Origin of the sequence: Quyinboa mangrovi (assembly GCF_042219825.1) — a bacterium.
Lineage (GTDB): Bacteria > Bacteroidota > Bacteroidia > Bacteroidales > UBA5342 > JBHJHP01.
Map to the genome: position 1 here is coordinate 292,552 of NZ_JBHJHQ010000002.1, position 17,365 is coordinate 309,916.

Below are 17,365 nucleotides of genomic sequence, written 5' to 3' on the forward strand. Positions count from 1 at the left end.
GTTTTTGCTCTAAAATAAAAGGTCTTAATAAACCTTAGATTATTACGGCAATACTACTATAAATGCAATATTGCATTTACGATTTTGTCTTCAAAAATATAGTTTTCATAATCATTAGGTCTTTGCTTTTTTATTGCAATATTATAATAATACGGAAGTTTTCTGTAATCTTTCATGATTTCGTATAATGGTTCTTTGCCGAGTGCTAAATTTACCACTCCAAGCAATTCTGCACCATAATAATACCTTCGTCCATATACAAATTCTTTATTCTCAATATTTCCTGCTCTCCAAGTCCAGTAATTATCGTATCGTTTATAAAATTCTTCGGGATTGGTTATTTGTCCGTTCACAATTTGTTTTAGAAAAACTTGTGCTGAATCATGTATGTTCTCAAAATCTGAAATAAAATAATTCCAATTTTCTATTCCCTTTGGGATACTTGCAAAAACCTCATTACTGTATGGTTTGCCGGAGAATTTATTAGGGGCGTTGCTGCAAAACTTTTGTGCCATTCCTTCTTTTATCATTCCGGCAATAAAATCAGTATATAATTTTAATCTGCTTGTATCCTTTAGTTGTTTATAATTATAAAGAGACAGCACTGTATCAATAGGAAAACCGACATGATGAATTTCATGTGCAATTGTTGGCAAAAAGAAATCTTTATTAAAACGTCCGGCCTCATCAAACAAAAATGGCACGCTGTACATAATATAGTTTTTCCCGTTTTCTGATTTATATGCCCATGCTGCACCTCCAATATCGAATGAAATGAGAATAGTAACTTCAATTTTTATATCAGGAAGCGACCAATCCAATGCTTTTTTTAATGTTTGGTTAATTTCATCTTGTGTTATATCTTTAATTACATCAATAATTTCATGATATTTTTTCGGATTATCAACAGCATCCTGAAAATATGGCTTTAAAAAATTCAATCTTTTATTGTTAACTGTATAATTTACAGAATCTGAAGTGAAGCTTTTTATAAATTTTCTGAAATCTTCTAATGTTACAGGCACTGCCTGATCTTCTTCGCCAAATCTTTCTTCACTAATAACATATGCTTCTGACTTAATAGCAGTATTAAATAAGCTATCGATTTTTTCATTATTCTCCAATTTACTGATAGCATCTATTATATTCATCATTTTAACTGCGCCATCAAAATCCAGTTTTATCTCGTTTTGAATACTTTGTGAAAATAATTTGTTTACACCGAGAATCATTATCAATAGAAATAAAGATTTTTTCATGCTTTTATTCTTCTTCTTTTCCAAATATTACTGGTATAGTCCAAATAAGATTAAATGGCTCTCCGTGTCTGTATAAAACATCCCATTCAGGAATAGATTTTACAACTCGAACAGCTTCCTTGTCTCTTTCATCGTCCCACCCTCGAACAACATAGACACTATCAATTTTTCCGTCTTCTGTTACACTTAAAATTTGAACATATACTCGCGCTTTTTCAAACGGTTCATTGGTAATATTTGAATAGTCAATATTCTCTTTAATGTATTTTTTAAGTAATTCAGGATTCTCCGTGTATTTACTTTTTCTTGATTTAGAGTTATCATAAATCTTTGTGTCAGTTAGAATACCTTTTTCAAATACAAATTTTTTCTCAAACTCATAAATCGAACCGTATCCCATATGTTCGTAATCGAGCAATTTTCCGTAGGGATTTAAGATTGAATAACTATACCAGTCAGCGAAAATTTTATCATTTGTCTCTTTGTCTTTGAAAATAAGCGATAAATCAATTCTGGTTGAATCTCCGTGTAATTCAAGCAAGTACAGGCTGTCATTTTTTAATTCCCAGTAAGCAATGTAACCTCTCCAACAAGCTGTAGAGTTGTATCCTATTTCGGCAAATAAACTATCAGGTCTTGGATGATTTTCAAAATAGCTTTCAAGTGGATTTGCATAGATTGTTAGTGTATCACCTTCATAAATCAAGAAGTCAGGAATCTGAGCAGTTCCAAATGCTTTTTGATTTAATGAAATCAAGGAAATTAGAATCAATATGAATCTTAGTTTCTTCATCTTAGTATAACCGCCAACTAATATATACCTACAATTACTCGGTTTTATGTTCCGGTTAATAGGATTGAGCCGAATTCTTATCTGCTTAATTTCTTAGTATTATTTTTAAATGATTTTGCATTACAGGTTATATCAGAGCGTATCAAAGAGATACAGGTTCATTTCATTTCGGTGAGACTAAAATACATAAAAAAGTAATGCAAAGGACATAAGAGGAGGTATTATAATTAAACATACCCGGACCGGTTGTCTTTGGTATATAAAAACGACTTTAAATGGCCATGCTGAAAATGCAAGCCAGCACCGCGATATGAAATTTGAAGAGCTGGTGGAGTGGGTAACAGACTATGAAGTCATAGCCGGTATTGCGATAATCATAAACCGTTGTTTTTCTGTGGTTTATTTCGTGATAGCATGCGTAATTTTTTCAATTCCAATATTCGAAATAGTTCAGTATTTGTTCAATCTGGTTTTCTGGTTGCAGATAAAAATCAGGTGCAATGCCTCGTGAATCAACACCATTTATTTTGTAATCATACACATTAGTTGTTGGATAAACAATATAGAGTGAGTCTTTAATGATTTCATTCACACAGACATCTCCAAAATCAACGGCTCCTGCTGTATTTTCTCCAAAGATTTTAACTTTAAAACTTTGTTTAGCACACAGAACAAATTTTTCCGCAGAACTGCCTGTATTTCTGTCAACAAGAACAGCTACTCTTTTGGGATACTGGTTAACACCCGATGGGCTATATTCAGTAATGAAGTTATGATGGCTTTTTTGCCAGGGTGCATCTATAATTTTGTTTTCCTCCTTTTCAGTTAGAGTTCCCATTTTATTTCTTGTTTGATGAGACGCCCAGTTTTCTTTTGTTGCCAATAATTCATACCTGCGTGTATACATATCATTTGTAGCAATTAACGGGAGCAGACGTCGGTAAAATAAATTTTTACCCCCGCCATTCCTTCTCAGGTCAATGACAAGGTTTTCAAAAAGTAACATTGAATCTCTTTCTATGGAACAGTTTAAGAGGCTGTCTAATGCAGCCTGGTTATCGAAATCCGGAATCTTCAGATAGTAGGTATGGGTATCAATGGATGCGCATTTAAACGTGTCAGTTGCTATGGGAGCGTTTTTGTAAAAATCGGAGACCGTCAGATACAGGTGTCTGTCTTCAAAAAAATCCATGTAAAGCTGAATGTTTTTTGCTAAATCAGAGATCGTATTCAGATGGGTGTTTAACAGGTTTGTTTTGAAATAGGTGTAGTAATCCAGCTTTCCATTGCTTATATAGTGATATCCGATATAATTCTTCTCAATAATTGATACGGTCTTTTTAAAATATGCATCGTAGTTGCTTTGCGGGAAGCCGGAAAGTTGAATGACAAGGAATATAACCAGTAAAAAATATCTCATACGTTTTTGATTTTATGCTGCTAACGATCACCTGTATATGGTGTAGCCGATTGCGGGCTACTTTCCTGTCAAACCGCCAGGTAGTTTGAGCGGGCTACAACCCTTGAATTTACTACTATCCCGGCTATTATTTTTATACCTTGTTGTATGCCGTTTTTTACTTGTCAATTTTAGTTTTTCGTTTCAAGTTGATGGTTCAAACTTAGTGCATCAGGAAACCCCCATTGCTCTGCTATTTTACCGTTTGCTATTCTGTAAATAGCAGTTTCATAGATGGTAACTTTCTTTCCCGTCGGGTCAAGTCCATTAAACGCTCCCAGTTGAGTTCCTGTAGATTTAAATCTTGTTACCACCTTGTCGCCTTCGCTTATCATATCAACTATTTCTTCATTCCAGTCGGGAAAGGATTTTCTATGACTTGTAATAGAACTATTTGCTCCTTCAATTCCTTTCCACTCAATTCCGTCTATAAAATGACAGACAAAATCTGGTGCTAATATTTTGTCTAATTCATTCACCTGTCCATTACTCCACACTTCATGATATTTTTTTACGACATCACGATTTGCGTTCAGGTTGGATTGTTGTGTATTTGAACTACAACTGTAAAAAAGAACACTTGCCGCAAGAAGCAAAACTGAGAAGAAAGATTTTTTCATATTAATTTTCGTTTAAATGTTATGTTATTATTACTGTCAATGGTATGAGGTCATTTTAAAATGGCATACAACGGTGAGTATGAGTTCGTGGCGGTCAGACGAGAGTCTGAGTGTCCGACCGAAACGAAGGTTGGGACGAAATTCGACTTGTCGCCCCTAAGTTTCGGGGCGCACAAACCCAGTCATGCATCATACCACGTGTTATGGGCTGGGTTTTATTAATTACCACAAGATGTATATTTATTAATAGCAATTATCAATAATTTAAGAAGCTTTCAATTCTTGTCTTTGTATTCGCCGGCAAAGCTGACGGATATACTTCATTATGAGTAATATTCATTTCTTTAAACCATTTCTTCCATAAGTATCTTAAAATATCTTCATCAATTTTATTGTTCGGATTTTCAGCTTTTACTTCTAAAACCAGAACTTCTAAATTGCTCAAATCATTTCTTTCGGTCTTTATCCCAAAATCATTTTGTTCTATTAATTCTTCCCAATTCTGTTTTCTATATTGTTTTAAATTGCTAGTACCTAAAAGATAAGAGAAACGATTTTTATTGTTGAAAACAGATTGTTTATGATAGAGGTAACCGTCCGTTAGAATAATTAAAATATTACTATATGTGGTGTCCTTTTCAATGCAAAAATCTTTAACGTCATCTTTGAAGAATCGCCAAATGTCGCTGCCTTCCCAGGCACTTGTTTCGATAGTTTCTTGGTAAATGTTTTCTAAATTTTTTGAATATAAATCGGCGATATTGTCATAAACTTCTTTTCGTCCCTTATTATCCATTTTGGAACAATCAATATTGAGTCTGTTGACAATTGAATTTATATTGTCATTAGAGGGGGGTGGACTAAAAAAAAGGCGAATTTTTCCTTTTGCTTTATAAGCCCCCAAGTTGGACATATTTGTTTTAAAGAATTCAGTTATTGTTCTAATATTCTCAATGTCATTTTTTTTTGCATCAGGATTTATTTTAGGACTAATTCTGTCCGATAAATCCAGGAGTATTGAGATATTTAATTGTTTTTCTTGAGGCTTCTCGGTTTTGATATTATTATTATTTTGTTTTACATTACTACCCCCGCCACATGCTATTAATGAAAAAGCAAAAATTGAAATATAAAATAGTTTTTTCATAAGTCTAAAATTTGTGATTAGTTTTTTGCAACAGCATTAGATTTAATAAAATCTGAATTTTTTAACTCCGATAAGAATTTTTCTTTAATATGTTCACACTCTTGAATGTGTGCTTGTGATGAGCTGGTTGATTTTAAATATCCGACCCAGCCTGTGAAGTAATTATTAACACCTTCTCTAACATCATTAAAGTACAACACATAAGATTCTAATTGAATTCTTAATTTATCAATTTCACTTTGAATGTTGTTTATTTCACTTCTAAGACTGACTAATTTTTCTCTGATTTGTTTGCAATCTGTTTTGTATTCAATAAGTTTTTGTTCTTTATTTTTAATGGCAAATCTTACTTTATCCATCTTTTCATATTCCTTCATAGTAAAGCTGAATACTAGACCCCAAATTATGTAAACAACAAAACCTGCGAAAATTATTATCCAAAAATTAATTTCTTTAAATGCCATTTCTAAATTCATTTCTGGCATTTCTGTAAAACTCCCACCAACTTTTATATCGTAAATTTCCTTAACAATTGCATACGCAATAATTACATCAAAAATAAAAGTGACTACGATAAGTCCGGTAATTTTGAAATATTTGGCAAATCCTTTTTCATCTGAAAATTTATGTATTAAAAATCCCAATCCTAAAAAAACAGCAGGAATTGCTAAAATGAATATTAGTTCAGTTATTCCGTCTGATAGCGCTTTCCCGATTGCTTGCGAGTCGAAAATAGCTTGAGTTATTTTTGTGTCATCGGGAGTAAAATCTTTGAAAAATGCAGAATATGCTGCGGAACTATAAAATACAAACAAATAAACTGTAAGGATAACAATTATCATCAAACCAATCCAGAAACTTGTTTTAGCAAAAGAATCTCCCGAAATAATTTTAGGATTTTCTTTTATCTCATCAATTTCTTTTGTTGTTTTTTCGATTTTATTTTCTTCATGTGTTAACTTATCTTGTTCTGTATTAAAACGATTTTCGGCATTTGCTTTTTTTGCCTCCAAACCGCTAATTTCTTGTTTAATTGAACTTTTCCTTTCACTTTGCTTTATTTCGTCTTGTTGTATATACCGAGTAAGTTGCATATATACAGCATGCAGTTTAGGTAACAAAGCCTGTGATGAACCTCCGCAATAGCCAGCATCTTTTGTTCCTTTCGCTGTGTATGAAGCTCCAGATATTAAAGCAATAGAATCTCCTGTTTCGTTTTGCTGAAAATTTTGTCTCTTATCAGCTGATTTTTGAGTAATGAAAATATCTTTAAGTGCCATAATTAAGAATTTTTAATGATTTGTAATACTTCTTCAAATGGCATTTTCCCTTTGGCTTGTTCCAATAGAAATTCTGCGATTTCAGTTACATTTTCCTCTGCAAATCCGAGCCGTTTACTTGCATCTTCAAGTATATCTTTTTCTTTATCATCAATTTTTCCATCAGCCCATGCAATGCGAGAGAGATTATATAAATATTCAATTCTCCCTTCATCACTTAAAGTTTCAAGAGATATGACAGTATTCGGAGAAAAAATAGCACGTTGAATTTCTTCTTCTGAAATACCGCCCTTTTCTTTTCCAATTTGATAAAGTAATTCAAGTTCATTTGGGTGAACTTCAGCATCAGCTAGAAGCATTTGGTATAGACCCAAAAACATTTTTTTTTCATTTTCATTCATTTTGGTTTATTTTAGTTTTTTAATTTTTATTGTAGTCATTTATCCATGTTTTCATGTACTCTATAATATCACTAAAAGTCAGTGAGTTTATATCTTTTGGGTCATAACCTTCCGCATTTAAGATTTCTTCATAGTCAAACTCAAATTCATTATATGCGAGCCAAATCTCTTTATGTCTTGGAATATTTGGATTGTTTGGTTTAAACCAGTCTCGAACTACTTTAATTATTTGTTCAGGATTATTTTTATGTGCTTTGATATCATTTCCAGAAATATCGGAGATAACTTTTTGGTAACGATATTGCTCCTTTTCTAAAATCAAAAATCTTTTGTTTGCAAATTCAGCGGGGTTGGATAGTTTCATTCCAAAGTCGATTCCACACTCAAATGGCATATTAAATCTTGGAAGGTCAGAATCTATCATTGGTTCCATACGAGAAAGGTCATGTATGGAATAACGTGAGTTTTCGATAAGATTTTTGATTTTATGAAGTCTTATCTCTCCTGAATCTGAGGTTTCTGAGATTTGTGGATTTAAATCAATATAACATAGTGAAAATAATAATGGCTTTAAAAGACTGAAGTAATTATTATCAAAAGGACAATTAATGAATACATTATTTTCTTTCATAATCATCTCTTTTTAGTATTTCTTTGAATTGTTCCATCTTTCTTGTGGACAATAATTCTATCAGCTGATTTGACATCCTTGGCAGCCTTTATAGCATCTTCTCTTGTTGCTCTAACTGCTGTTGAACGTTTTGCACCTTCTTTTTTTACCGACCACCCAGATTTGCTCGGAACAACATGAACACGCCCACTATTTGAGGATGCCGCCTTGCTGAATTTCTCTGTCAGATTGCTTTTGCTTGCTTTTTTTGTCATGATGAAATTAGTTTATAGGAGAGTGGAGAGGGGGATTCGAACCCCCTTGCTATTATCTTGATAGGAAAAATTGTTTTTATAAATTTCACGAGTCATATTTGTCTTAAGGCTCCACACAACAGCACCCACTCCTACAATTACGCTTTTTAATATATTCATAGTTTTTTGTTTTATAAGTTCATTAATTAAATTACTAATCATGAAGCTTAACCAAAACTCTACGCTCGTTACAATTTCATAAAATAATTCAACCCTTATGCACAAGCTTTTTAGCCTTCTGGAGGAAACGGGTCTGATTTCTTTGGATAGGTTCTTTCTTCTTGAAATTTCCCATCAGATTTATGAATCTTCACCGATGAATTGTCTTGATTTTTTGCAATTTCAATCGTTTTTTTTAAGACTTCTTCTTTTGTATTTCCTTTAACAGATGCTCTTTGACCGCCTTCAAGTTTTCCTTGCCAACCGTCGTCAGTTTTTGTTACGTGATAGGTTTTTCTTTTAGTCATAGTTTAATATTTAGTAGTGAATGTCTTTTCAAAATTACCGCCAACTAGTATATATACCTACAATTATTCGGTTTTATGTTCCGGTTAATAGGATTAAGCCGATTCTTATCTGCCTTATTTTTAGTAATGTTTTCAAATAATTTTGCATGTCAGGTTATATCAGAGCGTATCAAAAGGATACAGGTTCTTTTCAATTTTGGTGAGACTAAAATACATAAAAAAGTGATAGATTGGACAAAAGCGGGCGGATTAAATCAGTAATACTGTGATTTCAGAAACGAAGTGAACCGAAATTACAAAGTCGAACTGATCCCGGGCTTTTGTCGGGGAATCAAAGGGTGTTATACTCCGCCATTGGGGGCGATTAAACGAATAATCCTTTATTGATACACCGTCTGCACTGCAATGCGGTCGTGCATTCAACCTGGAATTTACTCTGCATGCCAGGTAGTAAAATGCAGCTTTGTTTTCACAAATTTATTTACAGGTTAGTTTAATTGATGGTTTGTTATTGGTCTTTATGGATGTATAATTTCAATGCCTTTTAAATTTTCCAGCTGTGCTATAAAACCCCATCCGAACTTTTTTTCCGAAATTTCCAGGATCAACTCATTTTTACCTGCTTGTAATGGAAGTTCTGTCATTTGATGCTTATCCAGTACATAGCCTCTGTCTTCAAATTTGTCGGATTCATGAAAGCTATTATCACCCGTAAAAAGGCTGTTGTTATTCAGGTAAATTTTTATTTTATCACTATAGCCAACATATAATTTCTTTTTTTGTGGCTTTTTTGAATTGATAATCACTTTTGCCAGTACCGTGTTTTTTGATTTTGAAAAAGTAAAATGCCTGTTAAGGTTCATCAAATAGTTTTCTTCGGTATTTATTTTGTGCCATTTACTTACAATGCTATCATTTAAGAATGGTTTTTCAAGGTTGAAATCATAATTGTTATAGGGTTCAGAAATCAACCAACCTGAAATGTATGCTTTGTTTGAAGGAGGTGTTGGTTCGGGCTTTAATGATAAAACCGTATCAGATTTTGTCACCTTAAGATTGGCAAAATAAGCAGGATGATAACTGAAAACGCCAATAGAACCTGATGAATAATCATGTTTTAATTTCACGGACAATACCTGTTTGGGATGATTGTTGAGATAGACTTTTGCAGAATCACCTATAACCTGGATTTTTACATGGAACCATTCTCTAACAGGAATATTTGCTACGGCCTGATATGCTGTACCATTATAGAGTTGCCACGTTGCGGACCCGTTAAAAATCGGATCATATTGTACAGCGTCCCATTTCCCGCTGGTATGAGGTTGGAAATAAATGTTTTCAAAATTAGTCAAAGATGTGATCCTGAACACAAGCCCCAAATATGCTTTGTTTGATGGTGAATATAAATCGCACTCAATAGTTCCATTTTGAAAATCGAAACCATCCAGATATCCAATTCCGGTTCCTTTGGGAATATATGTTGTCAATATTGAATCGAACTCTGTTATTTCTGAGCCAAAAGTCTTCCAGTCCTTGGATGTAAAATTGATACAACTCGTTTTCTTTTGTGCAAGACAAATGCCTGAAAATAATGCAAAAAGTAAAATTAGTTTTGTTTTTTTCATCTTTCGGTTATGTTTAATAATGGTTGTGTCGTTTTTCAGTATTGTGCCTAACTGTATGATTTAGAATTTCTTGTAGGTCTACTAAAGCAGTCATGTTTTATATAACCCTTTGTTGGTCGTTTGTGATTGTTGCATTAATTAAGGCATCTCAATTTTATATTTACAGCTTTTATCTCCTCTTCTAACAGAAGAAATTACTGTAGCTGTTACAGGACCTCCGGTTACATAAGAGAACATTTTTTCGGCGAATCCTTCAGAACAATAACAGATTGCCGAAGTGTTCAATCCTTTTTTGTGCTCTAAAACCGGACAAACACAATTCGCTTTATTTTCATCTGCTATTAATACTTTTGCGGTCTTGTTATAGTCAATCTTCCATCCCCAGGCGCTTTCAATATATGTATTAAACTTATCCAAATCGCCAACATAATCTGCCAGTAATGCATCCATGTTTAAATTATTGTAATGCACTATGGATGATTTTTTAATAATACTTCTTAAAATATCCTCTCCCAGTTCCTGATTTAAGTTGGAAAGCAAATCAGATAGCCAATCCTGATTAAGTTGTTTATTGTTATCCTCAGTTGGTGATGTATTGCTGGTTGCTAAATCGGAAATGCTACTAAATCCGCAAAAACAAACGCCTGCGAAACACGCTTGTTTAAAGAAATTTTTTCTATCCATAATCTTCATTCATACGTATTAAACTACTTTCAGGATGATGCATCATGTGTTGGAGCACATGGTTTACAATGTCAGGCACTGGCCTTTTTCTTAAGGTTATAAATATACAAAAATACCATTCACTTACCTGAATGATGTTACTGATATTTCCCTGACTTAAGATTATTCGATATTTCTTTAAATGCGTCAATTGTGTAACTAACTCCAATTGAAAACCAAATCATCAGGGGATAGATTCGTGTCAGATATTTAGACTTAGTTTTTTTTCATAGCACGATCTCTTCGGTTTGTGCTCAACAGTAAATTATTTGTTGTGGTAGCAGATTGTAAGTGATTATCTGGGTGCCCATGGACTAATACAATCAGACGGAAATCCGAACTTCGCATACCAATGAAAGCTATGCAATAAAATATGTCAGCATTGGTTATTTGTAATCTTTTTCAATCAAGTTGTTTGTGTAGTTGATGATTGCATTATCTGTGTCAGCAACGATACAATCCGGAATCACGCCTTTGTTATAATCTTGTCCGCCATATTGTATAAATTGTTTGGGTGACACATAAAATGTAATCTTGCTATGAGGTGTACTTAAAAACCAAAAGTCTCCGAAGTATGATATTGTGCCTCCTGTTTCTTCTCCAATAATTGTCCCCATTTCCAAATTTTTAAATACTCCTGCAAATGTGGCAGCAGCACTAAACGTTAAATTATTCGTCAGTAAAAACAGTTTGCCGTCAAAATGTTTGTTGTTGATATCTGGCTTTTGTTCGTTGTGGTCAAGAACGACAAAGTCATCGATCCCATACTTGTTTATCCAGTCTGATCTGTCGGGGTATCTTACTTTGTAATGTTCTTTTAATTCAGGGCTGATGCGGACTTTAATCTTTTTATATTGAGCATAGTTTTTATCTGTCAGGTAATTCATTAAAGAATCTACAACAACGCTGCGTCCTCCTCCGTTATTCCGAATGTCAATTACTAAATTTTGAATTTTGTATTCCTTTATTTTCATAAAAGCACTATCGGCGAATGCACAAAATCCATTCAAATCACCAAATGATTTTATTTTCAAAACAGCCGTTTCTGTGCTTTGATTTATTTGCAAATCATAATATGCTTGCTTTGTTTTAGGCATGTGTTTTATGTTTTTCATAAAATCAGTACTCGTAACGCCTGTAACAGTCAACTTTTTAATGTTATTTTGATTATCTTTTATTGATAACACGTAGTTATCTTCAAATCCATACAGCATCCAGATTAAGAATCTGAAATTTTGGGCTATTTCCCGTTGTTTAACTTTTTGTAGGTTTCCCGAAAATAGTGGTTCCATATTTCGAACTATTTCGGTGGCATTTATTCCGTTGATTTCAAGAATCTGTTCTCCATTTTGAAACAGGGAGGTGTCGTTTCCGCAAAAAAAGGATACATAAACAGAATCATTGATAATATCCACGAAAAAAGGGAATGATTTTCCGCCTGCAGCTGAGTATGCTTTACGTTGTTCCATTGGAATAATAATGCCGGTATGCCCATCATTTAACGATGCAAACAAAGGTGCTAAAAGTATATACACCTCATTTTGAGTCATACTGTCTTTTACAGAGTTTTCAATTTTTGAAAATTGATTTTTATAAAGACTTAATTTATTCTCATCTAAAAATAAAGGATGAATGTTCGTGAGCTTTTCATAAGCAAAATTTAAGTCTTGTTTGACTTCTGCCTTTGAATAATAGGCGTACTTAACTTGTCCTAAAACAGGAAAAGAAAGAATGCAAAGAAATAGAATTGTTAGTTTTTTCATATTTGCTGCGCTGTGTTGTGATGCTTTATTTAAAAGTACTGACATGCAGTATGACTGCGTATTATGTACAGATGGTTTTAATATTATTTCTTTTCAGAATCGCTACAATTCCTAACATAATCAAAATAATTATTGGAATTAGTAAATATAATCTATCTAAATCCATTTTGCTAAAAGAAATTGCGATCCAAGCAATTAAAGAATAATATAATCCCAAAACAAACCCTTTATATTTAGTTGAAAATTTATATAGGAGTAATATAATTATAGGATAGAATAATGTCTCAAAAACTACAATCAAGGCTAAAACTGATAATTTGCTGTCCGGTGAAAAGCTAAATTTTGAAAACTCATCAAAATAAATTGAAAGAAATATGAGTGAAAATCCAATTGTAGTTAATCCGAGTAGAAGAGCAATACTGTTAAGCTGAATTCTAATTGATTTAATAGCTAATATAACCAAAAGTATAATTGTTACAGGTACTGAAAAAAAGTTAGTTATATTTTGAAAAGTCAATTCTGAACCTTCAGTCTCAATTGCTAACATAGGACTAATCTTATTAGTCAATACAATTACAATAAAAGCTAAAACGAAAATTGAGGATAACAATAGAATAGGTTGCTTCGGTTTCAGGTCATTGTCAACAGGTTGATGGTTATTCTTAGGAGAAATAAAATGATATATAAGAAAGACAATAAGTATTAATATTGAACTTGAAATTATTGATATCACTAAAGTCTTGTCTGTAAATGAATCGTTTATACCATTTACAATCATTGGTGCGAGACTTATTAAGAACACCATTTGTACAAAATCTCGGAAAAGTCGTTTAATGTTTCCAGTCTGAGAACTGTTGTCCCCAATAAATACAGTAATGTTTGGTTTTAATATTGCTATCCCTATTGCAAGAATTACAATTGAAAAAATAAGTAACCAATAATTAAATGATAATATTGGTATTAATGCGTATCCAATAATGGATAAAATCAAGCCAATCATAAAGACTTTTTTTCTGTCCATTATATCAGAAACAATCCCCATGATTATGGGCAAGGAATAGATTAGGATTTTGAATATGCTATAGATGGCTAATGATTTTTCCTCCGAGAAATTGTCTCCTGAAAACAGGTAAAGAATTAGGGAACTATTAAATAAATAGAATGCAAATCTTTCAATAAATGCAATAAGCAGAAGAGACCAATTACTTTTAGTTTTACTCATACTATTTTAGTTATAGTGTCTTTTTTATATTTGCGCATAACGTTCCCACGGTATGGTGTCGTGGCAGTTTCTTTCCGACGGGAAAGGAACTGTCAGGACAAAAGAGACATCCCGCGAATGTTGTAATATTTTATTTAAAAGTACTGCCATGCAGTATGACTGCGTATTAGAGGTAGTGTTTGTTTTAATTCAATTTCAATAACATTATATAATCTTCATCGTTTTCATCAATAATTTCAAATCCAACTTTTTTGTAAAGTTTGACTGCATAATTTTCTTTTTGTACGCTTAATGAAGTTTGCTTGTATCCGCATCTTTGTAAGTGATTAATCATCTTGTCCATCAACCTTGTTCCAATACCTTGATTGCGATATTCCTCAAATAATGAAATTGCAAACTCCGGGGTTTGGTTGTCAACGTTTCCATAGCCTTTTATTTTTCCTGTAATGATCCTGACCCAAACGGCTCCAATAATCCGTCCATTTAAGTCTGCAACAAAACAATAATCATCCTTCGACTTTCCAAAGTCATCAATATAGGCATAGACTCGTGGAACTCTTATGACATCTCTTGGAACTGGATTATTTTTATCCGGCTGATAAACTGACTCATATAGCATATCCTCGAGTTTATGAATTTCATTTTCTCCGATTTCTCGTATTATTATACCATTCATAAATTCTTTTTAAGATAAATCATATCAATAAGTTGTATTTCTCCCTCGAAAATAGGATGGTCATAATTGTCTGTAAAAAAATTCGTTACCCGATGTGATATTTCAAACCCACAACTTTCATAAAAGGACAGAATTGCGGGTGTTTCACCAGTTCCCACAAGCATTATTTTATAGTCGTTTTTATAAAAATCAGAAATGAAATTTATCAATGTTCTACCGTATCCTCTACCTTGATATCTATCGTATGTTGCAATGTTTTTTAACTCACAAGTATCACTATTTATCTGCACTACAACGCAAACACTTTTTAAATCATCGTCGTATAAAGCAAACAAATCTCCTCTCGTTAAATACCTGTCAATCATATTTTCCTGTTCGTCTGCCAGCAACAATAAATCAAGGAACTGTTTTTTGTTTTCGGTTATTTTTTCTATTGTCACCAAATCTCTATCGTTTTTTGTATTCAATTGAGGAGTTAAAACCTGATTTTATCTGCTTTTTTTTAAGTTGTGTAATGATAATTTCATATCGCAGTTTATGTCAGAGTGTATCCAGGAGATACAGGTTCTTCTCATTTTGGTGAGACTAAAATACATAAAAAAGTAATAGAATAGACGAAAGGGGAGGGGAGCCATAAATTCTTAAAGGAAGAAATCCTTAATATTACTGACAGGAGCTTACAAGCAGTTTGAAAATTTATAAGTCAAAAAAATGGCGCAGATACCAGTCTGCGCCATTAATGAATTTTATATTTTAATATTATTGTTGCTTAAAGTAGTTGGCAAGAAAAGTCGTTACCTGGTTGTATATTGGCTTGGTAAATTCAATAAACAACTGCTGTGGAGCAGGGGGAGGAACCGGTTTTTGTTTGGTCAGTGCCAGTTGTTTTGCCGATAAGGCTCTTTCATCGCCTGAGAATGAACCCCATTCTGTAGCCCACACATAATCACCCGGGAATTTACGTTGTGCAATCACCTGGTTGTTATAGGTATCCACAAGAATGACATCCAGAACACCATGTGAACTCAGTTCCCTGTGGAAGGTTGTAAGCTTGGCTTTTACCGTGTTATAGGCATCCAGCTTGGTACCATCTTCCAAAGTAACCTGACCAACAACCACACTGTCTTTTGAAACATCTTCCACTTTTTCCTTATCATAAACCTGTCCCATTACAAATTCCTCAAACTTCATCCGAAGGTATTGATCCGGCTGTGCATCTTCTGCATCCAGTTCCTGTGGCGACATAAACCTGACAAACTCTGTAGTGTAAGATTTTTTAAGATGTTCCATCACCTGGTTGTAAAAGAATTCAGAACTTACTTCATTGAGTGACCCAGGAACCGGAATCTGCTCCAGTAATACTTTCAGGGTTGCCATGTATTTGGATTCATCCAGCTTATCATTCACGTCTTTAAAACCGGGAATAAGTTTATTACATTCCACAAAATGATAATAGGCTTCTTTTGCAGCTTGTCGTGTGCCAATACCAAGGGCTGTCATTCCCAGCTGATAGCGTTCTTCGGCACCCAGCTTTTTGGCTTCAGCAATCTCAGAATAATACCGCCTTGGAGTTGGAATTATACTTTTAGCTGCAGGACAGCGGTCAATTTCATCTGCCAGGTGATTCATCCTGCCGTAATAATCTACAATTTTGCTGTATTTCAGTGGATCCTCGGTTCGCATGGCCGCATCAATCTGATTTTTATAGAAATCAAGAGCATACGGATAACTTTGTTCCAGAGTCATCCTTGCATTCTTAGAATCAGGCTTGGATCTAAGTCTGTTAATAGCCTGTAAGCTTGCACTGTAATAATCGCCATGTTCTAACGCCTTTTTACCGGTTGAACACGAAACCACGATAAGTGTAACAATGAACAGGAATGATAAATTAAATGTAAACTTTTTCATAATTATTCTATTTTATTTTCTCTTAACAAAGATGATGCCAACTATTTTTTAAACTCTGCAAGCAGCTTTACAGCATCCTCAAAATCCTCATCAAGTACGTAGATATCCACTAATCCGGGATTTGCATCCGCAAAACCCGCACGTATACTTTCCTGAAACTGGTCACGAACTAATGTGCTTATGTTGTTGTCTTCAAGGACCTTTCTTAATTCATCAATTTCAAAAACTGATGCTGAGTGTAATCTTCTGATATCTCTTTTATCCATTTTGTTGAATGATTTAAATTGCGTCCACAAGATACAAAATGATTTTATATAATGTTAAAAAAATGTTAGGAAATGTTGATGTTTTGGCGTTATTTATAAACAGTCAGGAAAAACCCGAAATAAAAATTCATCTTTTCTTAAAAATATAAGTAAATCTTCAATTCCTTATCTTTGGAAAAAGTAAAATATACGGATATGAAAAAGCTTGCTGGTTATTTGGTTCAGGGCGTACTGTTTATAGCACCCCTTGCAATTACAATTTATATTTTGTGGGTTATCTTTACATTCTTTGACGGACTTTTGGAGAGCTTGTTGACCGATATTGGTTTTTACATTCCGGGACTGGGAATTGTTATTATTGTCATTTTGCTTGTTCTTGTCGGTTTTTTGGGTCAGACCATTATTGCCAGTCCGGTAAAGATGCTTGCCGGTAAGTTGTTTGAAAAAGTTCCGCTACTGAAGATTATATATTCGGCTTTCAATGACCTGTTGTCGGCATTTGTCGGCAAACAGAAGAAGTTTAGTAATCCGGTTTTGGTTTTGGTTAATGAAGAGGCTCAACTGGAAAAGGTAGGTTTCTTAACCGAAAAGGATTTGTCGTTGCTCGAAGTTAAAGACAAGGTGGCGGTTTATTTTCCGCATTCCTATAATTTTTCCGGAGAACTGTTTATTGTTCCGGTAAAGAATGTAAAGCCCTTAAAAGCTAACCCGGCTCAGGTCATGAAATTTGTGGTGTCTGCCGGTGTTTCCGGTTTTGAAAAGGATGAACAACTGTTGTAACCCGATAAATATAATTACTAAAGACAAATTCTGTTTGTTGCTGACACGA

The 17,365-nt window shown here is 33.6% G+C and carries 19 protein-coding genes; 1 reads left to right on the forward strand and 18 read right to left on the reverse strand.

Features of this window, described 5'->3' with window-relative positions; all coding sequences use genetic code 11:
• Positions 1-56: 56 nt before the first annotated feature.
• From ACE1ET_RS04470 to ACE1ET_RS04555, 18 genes are all read right to left on the reverse strand, one after another.
• Positions 57-1,259 carry a DUF5700 domain-containing putative Zn-dependent protease gene (locus ACE1ET_RS04470; protein WP_375727164.1) on the reverse strand — a complete coding sequence of 401 codons (1,203 nt, stop codon included), beginning with the start codon at positions 1,257-1,259 and terminating at the stop codon, positions 57-59.
• A gap of 4 nt (positions 1,260-1,263) precedes the next feature.
• Positions 1,264-2,052 (reverse strand): energy transducer TonB, encoded by a 789-nt coding sequence (locus tag ACE1ET_RS04475; RefSeq protein WP_375727165.1) that lies wholly within the window; start codon positions 2,050-2,052, stop codon positions 1,264-1,266.
• A gap of 427 nt (positions 2,053-2,479) precedes the next feature.
• Complete coding sequence (locus tag ACE1ET_RS04480; protein WP_375727166.1) at positions 2,480-3,472, reverse strand: S41 family peptidase; 993 nt, start codon at positions 3,470-3,472, stop codon at positions 2,480-2,482.
• A 170-nt stretch (positions 3,473-3,642) separates the two neighbouring features.
• A complete protein-coding gene (locus ACE1ET_RS04485; protein ID WP_375727167.1) occupies positions 3,643-4,131 on the reverse strand; it encodes an ester cyclase in 489 nt (162 codons plus the stop codon).
• Between the two features lie 256 nt (positions 4,132-4,387).
• Positions 4,388-5,278 carry a hypothetical protein gene (locus ACE1ET_RS04490; protein ID WP_375727168.1) on the reverse strand — a complete coding sequence of 297 codons (891 nt, stop codon included), beginning with the start codon at positions 5,276-5,278 and terminating at the stop codon, positions 4,388-4,390.
• Positions 5,279-5,295: 17 nt separating this feature from the next.
• Entirely contained in the window at positions 5,296-6,558 is a 1,263-nt protein-coding gene (locus ACE1ET_RS04495) for an MFS transporter (RefSeq protein ID WP_375727169.1), read from the reverse strand.
• Between the two features lie 2 nt (positions 6,559-6,560).
• Positions 6,561-6,959: a TerB family tellurite resistance protein gene (locus tag ACE1ET_RS04500; RefSeq protein WP_375727170.1), complete on the reverse strand. Its 399-nt coding sequence runs from the start codon at positions 6,957-6,959 to the stop codon at positions 6,561-6,563.
• Between the two features lie 19 nt (positions 6,960-6,978).
• Positions 6,979-7,590: a hypothetical protein gene (locus ACE1ET_RS04505; protein ID WP_375727171.1), complete on the reverse strand. Its 612-nt coding sequence runs from the start codon at positions 7,588-7,590 to the stop codon at positions 6,979-6,981.
• A 2-nt stretch (positions 7,591-7,592) separates the two neighbouring features.
• Positions 7,593-7,844: a DUF2188 domain-containing protein gene (locus ACE1ET_RS04510; RefSeq protein WP_375727172.1), complete on the reverse strand. Its 252-nt coding sequence runs from the start codon at positions 7,842-7,844 to the stop codon at positions 7,593-7,595.
• 269 nt (positions 7,845-8,113) lie between these two features.
• Positions 8,114-8,350, reverse strand: coding sequence for a DUF2188 domain-containing protein (locus ACE1ET_RS04515; RefSeq protein WP_375727173.1), 237 nt, complete (start codon positions 8,348-8,350; stop codon positions 8,114-8,116).
• Positions 8,351-8,868: 518 nt separating this feature from the next.
• Positions 8,869-9,978: a 3-keto-alpha-glucoside-1,2-lyase-like domain-containing protein gene (locus ACE1ET_RS04520; protein ID WP_375727174.1), complete on the reverse strand. Its 1,110-nt coding sequence runs from the start codon at positions 9,976-9,978 to the stop codon at positions 8,869-8,871.
• A gap of 138 nt (positions 9,979-10,116) precedes the next feature.
• Complete coding sequence (locus tag ACE1ET_RS04525) at positions 10,117-10,662, reverse strand: hypothetical protein (protein ID WP_375727175.1); 546 nt, start codon at positions 10,660-10,662, stop codon at positions 10,117-10,119.
• 425 nt (positions 10,663-11,087) lie between these two features.
• The gene (locus tag ACE1ET_RS04530) at positions 11,088-12,464 is read right to left on the reverse strand and encodes a S41 family peptidase (RefSeq protein ID WP_375727176.1); all 1,377 of its coding nucleotides are present in this window, start codon (positions 12,462-12,464) and stop codon (positions 11,088-11,090) included.
• Between the two features lie 61 nt (positions 12,465-12,525).
• The gene (locus ACE1ET_RS04535) at positions 12,526-13,686 is read right to left on the reverse strand and encodes an MFS transporter (protein ID WP_375727177.1); all 1,161 of its coding nucleotides are present in this window, start codon (positions 13,684-13,686) and stop codon (positions 12,526-12,528) included.
• A gap of 184 nt (positions 13,687-13,870) precedes the next feature.
• Positions 13,871-14,362, reverse strand: coding sequence for a GNAT family N-acetyltransferase (locus ACE1ET_RS04540; protein ID WP_375727178.1), 492 nt, complete (start codon positions 14,360-14,362; stop codon positions 13,871-13,873).
• Positions 14,359-14,829 (reverse strand): GNAT family N-acetyltransferase, encoded by a 471-nt coding sequence (locus tag ACE1ET_RS04545; protein ID WP_375727179.1) that lies wholly within the window; start codon positions 14,827-14,829, stop codon positions 14,359-14,361. Before ACE1ET_RS04545 ends, ACE1ET_RS04540 begins: the two co-directional genes overlap by 4 nt.
• A 292-nt stretch (positions 14,830-15,121) precedes the next feature.
• Positions 15,122-16,270, reverse strand: coding sequence for a hypothetical protein (locus ACE1ET_RS04550; protein ID WP_375727180.1), 1,149 nt, complete (start codon positions 16,268-16,270; stop codon positions 15,122-15,124).
• A gap of 41 nt (positions 16,271-16,311) precedes the next feature.
• Positions 16,312-16,536, reverse strand: coding sequence for a putative signal transducing protein (locus ACE1ET_RS04555; protein WP_375727181.1), 225 nt, complete (start codon positions 16,534-16,536; stop codon positions 16,312-16,314).
• Between the two features lie 195 nt (positions 16,537-16,731).
• Between ACE1ET_RS04555 and ACE1ET_RS04560 the strand changes: the two genes are divergently transcribed.
• A complete protein-coding gene (locus tag ACE1ET_RS04560) occupies positions 16,732-17,316 on the forward strand; it encodes a DUF502 domain-containing protein (protein ID WP_375727182.1) in 585 nt (194 codons plus the stop codon).
• Positions 17,317-17,365: the final 49 nt, after the last annotated feature.